7 protein-coding genes are annotated in these 7,745 nt (G+C 59.4%); 4 read left to right on the forward strand and 3 right to left on the reverse strand.

Annotated elements, in window-relative coordinates; all coding sequences use genetic code 11:
* Window positions 1-214 precede the first annotated feature (214 nt).
* Both cysD and cysN read left to right on the forward strand, forming a co-directional pair.
* On the forward strand, window positions 215-1,132 hold the full coding sequence (gene cysD, locus PMI23_RS26990) for a sulfate adenylyltransferase subunit CysD (protein ID WP_007912374.1): 918 nt from the start codon (window positions 215-217) through the stop codon (window positions 1,130-1,132).
* A 9-nt stretch (window positions 1,133-1,141) separates the two neighbouring features.
* Window positions 1,142-3,040, forward strand: a complete 1,899-nt coding sequence (gene cysN / locus PMI23_RS26995) for a sulfate adenylyltransferase subunit CysN (RefSeq protein ID WP_007912373.1) — start codon at window positions 1,142-1,144, stop codon at window positions 3,038-3,040.
* A gap of 179 nt (window positions 3,041-3,219) precedes the next feature.
* On the opposite strand, the gene PMI23_RS27000 is transcribed toward cysN, so the two are convergent.
* From PMI23_RS27000 to PMI23_RS29620, 3 genes are read right to left on the reverse strand one after another with little or no spacing between them, the layout of a single operon-like run.
* Entirely contained in the window at window positions 3,220-4,122 is a 903-nt protein-coding gene (locus tag PMI23_RS27000) for an acyltransferase (RefSeq protein WP_007912370.1), read from the reverse strand.
* Window positions 4,123-6,222, reverse strand: coding sequence for a phosphate acetyltransferase (pta, locus tag PMI23_RS27005; protein ID WP_007912369.1), 2,100 nt, complete (start codon window positions 6,220-6,222; stop codon window positions 4,123-4,125).
* A gap of 60 nt (window positions 6,223-6,282) precedes the next feature.
* A complete protein-coding gene (locus PMI23_RS29620) occupies window positions 6,283-6,609 on the reverse strand; it encodes a DUF3565 domain-containing protein (RefSeq protein ID WP_081498742.1) in 327 nt (108 codons plus the stop codon).
* Between PMI23_RS29620 and PMI23_RS27010 the strand changes: the two genes are divergently transcribed.
* Together PMI23_RS27010 and PMI23_RS27015 are read left to right on the forward strand one after the other, a co-directional pair.
* Window positions 6,578-7,063, forward strand: coding sequence for an FKBP-type peptidyl-prolyl cis-trans isomerase (locus PMI23_RS27010; RefSeq protein WP_007912368.1), 486 nt, complete (start codon window positions 6,578-6,580; stop codon window positions 7,061-7,063). The two genes, PMI23_RS29620 and PMI23_RS27010, sit on opposite strands and share 32 nt — an antisense overlap.
* Before the next feature lie 123 nt (window positions 7,064-7,186).
* Entirely contained in the window at window positions 7,187-7,669 is a 483-nt protein-coding gene (locus PMI23_RS27015) for a glutathione peroxidase (protein ID WP_007912363.1), read from the forward strand.
* The last annotated feature ends 76 nt before the right edge of the window (window positions 7,670-7,745 follow it).

The following is a 7,745-nucleotide window of genomic DNA, read 5'->3' on the forward strand; positions in this document are numbered from 1 at the left end:
AGTCTGCGATCTTTTGATCTTGTTTTTTAACAGACCAGATCAAAAAGATCGCAGCCTTCGGCAGCGCCTACAGGGGGCGGCGCCCAAACGAGTGGGCATATTCATATACCCTTTCGATCTAGTTGGCGTCCTGATTAGAAGAGGCCGCTGTGCTAGGATTCCCCGCTCGAACACGGCCCGCTGGCCGTTCATAAGAAAGTTTTCGTGAGTAGCCATGGTCGACAAACTGACGCATCTGAAACAGCTGGAGGCGGAAAGCATCCACATCATCCGCGAGGTGGCCGCCGAGTTCGATAACCCGGTGATGCTGTACTCCATCGGTAAAGACTCCGCCGTGATGCTGCACCTGGCACGCAAGGCGTTCTTTCCGGGCAAACTGCCGTTTCCGGTGATGCACGTCGACACCCGCTGGAAATTCCAGGAGATGTACAAGTTCCGCGACAAGATGGTCGAAGAACTGGGCCTGGACCTGATCACCCACATCAACCCCGATGGCGTGGCGCAGAACATCAACCCGTTCACCCACGGCAGTGCCAAGCACACCGACATCATGAAAACCGAAGGCCTGAAACAGGCACTCGACAAGCATGGTTTCGACGCAGCCTTCGGCGGCGCCCGTCGCGATGAAGAGAAATCCCGTGCCAAAGAGCGCGTGTACTCGTTCCGCGACAGCAAGCACCGCTGGGACCCGAAAAATCAGCGTCCCGAGCTGTGGAACGTCTACAACGGCAAGGTCAACAAGGGCGAATCGATCCGCGTATTCCCGCTGTCGAACTGGACCGAACTGGACATCTGGCAGTACATCTACCTCGAAGGCATCCCGATTGTGCCGTTGTACTTCGCCGCCGAACGCGAAGTGATCGAGAAGAACGGTACGCTGATCATGATCGACGACGAGCGCATCCTCGAGCACCTGTCCGATGAAGACAAAGCGCGCATCGTCAAAAAGAAAGTGCGTTTCCGCACCCTTGGCTGCTACCCGTTGACGGGCGCCGTGGAGTCCGAGGCCGAAAGCCTCACGGACATCATTCAAGAAATGCTCCTGACGCGAACTTCCGAGCGCCAGGGCCGAGTCATCGACCACGATGGCGCCGGCTCGATGGAAGATAAAAAACGTCAAGGCTATTTCTAAGGGGCTGTCATGTCGCACGTATCTGATTTGATCAGCGAGGACATCCTCGCCTACCTGGGCCAGCACGAACGTAAGGAACTGCTGCGCTTTTTGACCTGCGGTAACGTCGATGACGGCAAGAGCACCCTGATCGGGCGCCTGCTGCACGACTCGAAGATGATCTACGAAGATCACCTCGAAGCGATTACCCGCGATTCGAAGAAAGTCGGCACCACCGGTGATGACATCGACCTGGCGTTGCTGGTTGACGGCCTGCAGGCCGAGCGTGAGCAGGGCATCACCATCGATGTCGCCTACCGCTATTTCTCTACCGCCAAACGCAAATTCATCATCGCCGACACGCCCGGCCATGAGCAGTACACCCGCAACATGGCCACCGGTGCCTCCACCTGTGACCTGGCGATCATTTTGGTCGACGCGCGTTACGGCGTGCAGACCCAGACCCGTCGCCACAGCTTCATCGCCTCCCTGCTGGGGATCAAACACATCGTCGTCGCCATCAACAAGATGGACTTGAAGGACTTCGATGAAGGCGTGTTCGAGTCGATCAAGGCTGACTACCTGAAGTTCGCCGAAGGCTTGAAGATGAAGCCGACCAGCATGCACTTCGTGCCGATGTCTGCCCTCAAGGGCGACAACGTGGTGAACAAGTCCGAGCGCTCGCCGTGGTACACCGGCCAGTCGCTGATGGAAATCCTCGAGACCGTGGAAGTCGCGGGCGACCGCAACTTCACCGATCTGCGTTTCCCGGTGCAGTACGTCAACCGTCCGAACCTGAACTTCCGTGGTTTCGCCGGCACCCTGGCCAGCGGCATCGTGCACAAGGGCGACGAAGTCGTGGTGCTGCCGTCGGGCAAGAGTAGCCGCGTGAAATCCATCGTTACCTTCGAAGGTGAGCTGGAACACGCAGGTCCAGGTCAGGCGGTAACGTTGACCATGGAAGACGAAATCGACATCTCCCGTGGCGACCTGCTGGTGCATGCCGACAACGTGCCGCCGGTCACCGACAGCTTCGAAGCGATGCTGGTGTGGATGGCTGAAGAGCCGATGCTGCCTGGCAAGAAATACGACATCAAACGCGCCACCAGTTACGTGCCGGGCTCGATCGCCAGCATCGTCAACAAGGTCGACGTCAACACCCTCGAAGAAGGCCCGGCGCGCGCGTTGCAGCTCAACGAAATCGGCAAGGTGAAGATCGCGCTCGACGCGCCGATCGCCCTCGACGGTTACGAAAGCAACCGCACCACCGGCGCGTTCATCATCATCGACCGTTTGACCAACGGTACCGTTGGCGCCGGCATGATCGTCGCGCAGCCAGTGACCCACGGTACCGCCACCCATCACGGCAAACTGGCGCATGTTGCCACTGAAGAACGCGCTCAGCGCTTCGGTCAGCAACCGGCCACTGTGCTGTTCAGCGGCCTGTCGGGCGCGGGCAAGAGCACGCTGGCTTACGCGGTCGAGCGCAAGCTGTTCGACATGGGCCGTGCGGTGTTTGTGCTGGATGGCCAGAACCTGCGTCAGGACCTGAACAAAGGCCTGCCACAGGATCGCGCCGGTCGCACCGAGAATTGGCGTCGTGCCGCGCACGTCGCGCGCCAGTTCAACGAAGCGGGTCTGCTGACCTTGGCCTCGTTCGTCGCGCCAAGCGCTGAAGGGCGTGAGCAAGCCAAGGATCTGATCGGCAAGGATCGTCTGCTGACGGTCTACGTACAGGCCTCGCCGGCCGTGTGCGCCGAGCGTGATCCGCAAGGTCTGTATGCCGCCGCTGGCGACAACATCCCGGGCGAATCCTTCCCGTACGACGTACCGCTGAATGCCGATCTGGTGATCGACACGCAGACGCTGAGTGTGGAAGAGAGCGTCAAGCAAGTGCTGGATCTGCTGCGCAAGCGTGGCGCGATCTAAGCACTGAAGCAGCGACTGGCTTCTAGCTTCAAGCTGCAAGAAAAAGCCCGCCGATGAGTGATCATCGGCGGGCTTTTTTGTCGCTTTGAGAGTGTCAAAAGATCGCAGCCTTCGGCAGCTCCTACATTGGATCGGCGTACACCCTGTAGGAGCTGCCGAAGGCTGCGATCTTTTGATCTTTAATTCGCTGGATATTCGCGGTGCATCTGTTCCAGCAGCGCATCCTTGTCCAGCCACAGCTGATTGATCCAGCCCTGAAACTGCAGGCGATACTCGCCGTCCTGATCGTAATTCTTGCCAATGAACTGCTGCGGAATCTTCAGCTCCTCAAAGTGCACCACTACATCGCGCACATTGCCGCACAGCAGGTCCCAGAACCCGGGACGCCCGGCCGGGTAGTGGATGGTCACGTTGACGATCGACTCCAGCTGTTCACCCATCGCATCCAGCACAAACGCAATTCCGCCAGCCTTGGGCTTGAGCAGGTATTTGAACGGCGACTGCTGCTGCGCATGCTTGCCTTCAGTGAACCGCGTACCTTCGACGAAGTTGAAAATTCCCACCGGGTTATTACGAAACTTCGCGCAAGTCTTACGGGTGGTTTCCAGGTCTTTGCCTTTCTTCTCCGGGTGCTTGGCCAGGTACGCCTTGGAGTAGCGTTTCATGAACGGAAAGCCCAGCGCCCACCAGGCCAGACCGATCACCGGTACCCAGATCAGTTCCTGTTTGAGGAAGAATTTCAGCGGCTGAATACGGCGGTTGAGCACGTATTGCAGCACCAGAATATCGACCCAGCTCTGGTGGTTGCTGGTGATCAGATATGAGTGTTGATAGTCGAGGCCTTGCAAACCGCTGATGTGCCAGCGCGTGCGGCGCACCAGGTTCATCCAGCCCTTGTTGTTGCTGATCCACGCTTCATGGGTATGGCTCATCAGCCAGAGCGAAGCTCGCCGGGCGAAATCGAACGGCAACACTTTGATCAGCGCGACGCAGAACAGAAACGAGCACAGCAGAATCGTATTAAGTGCCAACAGCAGCGAGGCAATCACGCCGCGCAACGGTGCAGGTAGAAAATCCAGCATTTACACATCCATAGGTCGGTTGGCGGCTTGAATCGCGGTAAGGGCGATGGTGTAGACGATGTCATCGACCTGCGCGCCGCGCGGCAAGTCATTCACTGGTTTGCGCAGGCCTTGCAGCATCGGCCCGAGGCTGACGCAATCGGCGCTGCGTTGCACGGCTTTGTGCGTGGTGTTGCCGGTGTTCAGATCGGGGAACACAAACACCGTGGCGCGGCCGGCCACCTGACTGTTCGGCGCCAGTTGCCGGGCCACGTCGGCGTTGGCAGCAGCGTCGTATTGCAGCGGGCCGTCGATCAGCAGCGAATGCTGTTGTTCGTGGGCGAGCAGGGTGGCTTCGCGGACTTTCTCGACTTCTTCGCCGGTGGCCGATTCGCCGCTGGAGTAGCTGATCATCGCCACACGCGGAGTGATGCCGAATGCCGCCGCCGAGTCAGCGCTTTGCAGGGCGATCTCGGCCAGTTCGCTGGCGCTCGGGTGCGGATTCATCACGCAGTCACCGTAAACCAGCACTTCCTCCGGGAAGAGCATGAAGAACACCGACGACACCAGCGTGCAGCCCGGGGCAGTCTTGATCAACTGCAGGGCCGGGCGGATGGTATTGGCGGTGGTGTTGATCACGCCCGAGACCAGGCCGTCGACTTCATCCAGTGCAAGCATCATGGTGCCGATCACCACGGTGTCTTCCAGTTGCTGCTCGGCCATTGGTGCATTGAGGCTTTTGGTTTTGCGCAGGGCGACCATCGGCTCGACGTAGCGCTCGCGGATCAAATCCGGATCGAGAATCTCCAGCCCCGGCGGCAGCACGATGCCTTGGGCGCGAGCGACCGCTTCGACGTCTGCAGGTTTGGCCAGCAACACGCAACGGGCAATCCCGCGTTCCTGACAGATCGCCGCCGCTTGCACGGTGAACGGCTCGCTGCCTTCGGGCAGGACGATGCGCTTGTTCGCCGCCTGCGCGCGCTGAATCAACTGATAGCGGAATACGGCGGGCGACAGGCGCATTTCCCGTGGCGTGCCGCAACGCTGGTGCAGCCACTTGGCGTCGAGATGGCTGGCGACAAAATCAGTGATGATTTCCGCACGCTCGCGGTCGTCGATGGGGATTTCCTTGTTCAGGCCGTTGAGCAGGTTGGCGGTGTCGTAAGAGCCGGTGCTCACCGACAACACCGGCAAACCGGCCTGTAACGCGCCTTGGCACAAGTCCATGATGCGTGGATCGGGCAGGGTGTCGCTGGTCAGCAGCAGGCCGGCCAGCGGCACGCCGTTGATCGCCGCCAGGCTGACGGCGAGGATGATGTCGTCGCGATCGCCCGGTGTCACCACCAGCACGCCGGGCTTGAGCAGCTCGACGGTGTTGCGCATGGTCCGTGCGCAAATGATGATTTTGGTCATGCGCCGGGTTTCGTAGTCACCGGCATTGAGCACTTGCGCGCCCATCAGGTCGGCGACGTCACGGGTGCGTGGTGCGTTGAGTTCAGGCTGGAACGGAATGCAGCCAAGCAGACGGAAATCACCGCTGCGCAGCAACGGCGAATGCTCTTTCAGACGCGTGGCGAAGGCGTCCATGCTCTCGTCGGTCTTGACCTTGTTGAGGATCACGCCGAGGACTTTCGGGTCTTTCGGCCCACCGAACAATTGCGCCTGCAACTCGACGCGACCGGACAGCTCGGCAAGTACTTCGTTTTCCGGCGCCGAAACCAGAATCACCTCGGCATCGAGGCTCTTGGCCAGGTGCAGGTTGACTCGCGCGGCGTAGCTGGCGCTGCGGGTCGGCACCATGCCTTCGACGACCAGCACGTCTTTGCCGATGGCGGCTTGCTGATACAGGGTGATGATTTCTTCGAGCAACTCATCGAGCTGACCGTCGCCAAGCATCCGCTCGACGTGGGCCAGGCCCAGCGGCTGCGGTGGTTTCAGGCCATGTGTGCGCGCCACCAGTTCGGTGGAACGTTCAGGGCCGGTGTCGCCGGGGTGCGGCTGCGCAATCGGTTTGAAGAAGCCGACTTTCAGGCCCGCTCGCTCCAGCGTACGCACCAGCCCGAGGCTGATGGAGGTCAGACCCACGCCAAAATCGGTGGGCGCGATAAAAAAAGTTTGCATGCGAATTCTCTAAGGGTGCATGGCAATGGCGATCATCTTTTACTGACAATCTGCCGAAATTCAGTCGCCAAGGTTATCGCTAACCGAGCCTTGTGCGCACCAACCGCAGGCAAAGGGTTGGCCTATTTTTTCAATACGTTGCGCCGGGTCGAGCACCCAGGCGCGTGATTGCCAGGGCGGCTGATGGCGCAGGTGTTGGGTGTGGCCACAGGAAAGCTCGGCCACCCAATGGCCTTCTTCGTCTTGATGGAAGCCTGCGATCGTCGAAACCCGTTTGTCCGGGTTGTGTTCGCTTTCGCGCGTTTGCTTCGCTAAACTTGGCCTTTCTATATTCTTATGCAAAAGGTCTCGCCCCATGCTGATCGCCGCCAATAAGGCTGTCTCCATCGACTATACCCTGACCAACGACGCTGGTGAGGTCATCGACAGCTCCGCCGGCGGCGCTCCGCTGGTCTACCTGCAAGGCGCAGGTAACATCATTCCAGGCTTGGAAAAAGCGCTGGAAGGCAAAGCTGTTGGTGACGAGCTGGAAGTTTCCGTTGAGCCGGAAGACGCTTACGGTGAATACGCTGCTGAGCTGGTCAGCACCCTGAGCCGCAGCATGTTCGAAGGCGTTGACGAGCTGGAAGTCGGCATGCAGTTTCACGCTTCGGCGCCGGACGGCCAGATGCAAATCGTCACCATCCGTGACCTCGACGGCGACGATGTGACTGTCGACGGTAACCACCCACTGGCCGGTCAGCGCCTGAACTTCAAAGTGAAGATCGTTGACATCCGTGACGCCAGCCAGGAAGAAATCGCTCATGGCCACGTCCATGGCGAAGGTGGCCATCACCACTGATTTTCTGCGCTAAGCTTCGAGTACTGGAGAGGCGCCTGCGGGCGCCTTTTTAGTCCGCGGCTGTCCTTGGTGGCCTCGCCAAGTGGCTGTTTCGAGTAGAACATGGGAATCCTGGAGTTCGTCATGAGTGCTTTTCACGACCTTAAGTTGACAGCCCTGGATGGCCAGGAGCTACCGCTGGCGCCGTTCAAGGGCCAAGTCGTGCTGGTGGTCAACGTCGCCTCCAAGTGCGGCTTGACCCCACAGTACGCGGCGCTGGAAAACCTCCATCAGCAATTCAAAGGCAAAGGCTTCAGTGTGCTGGGCCTGCCGTGCAACCAGTTTGCCGGTCAGGAACCCGGTTCTGAAAAAGAAATTCAGGACTTCTGCAGCCTTAACTATGGCGTGACGTTTCCGTTGTCGAGCAAGCTCGAAGTCAACGGCCACGAGCGTCATCAGCTCTACCGTCTGTTGGCGGGCGAGGGCGCGGAGTTTCCCGGTGACATTACCTGGAATTTCGAAAAGTTTTTGCTCGGCAAGGACGGCCGGGTGTTGGCGCGGTTCTCGCCGCGTACGGCGCCGGATGATCCGACCATTGTGCATGCGATTGAAAAAGCGCTGAGCTGAAACAGCAAGATCAAAAGATCGCAGCCTTCGGCAGCTCCTGCAGGTGACCTCAAAACCCCATGTAGGAGCTGCCGAA

This window comes from Pseudomonas sp. GM24 (assembly GCF_000282235.1).
GTDB lineage: Bacteria > Pseudomonadota > Gammaproteobacteria > Pseudomonadales > Pseudomonadaceae > Aquipseudomonas.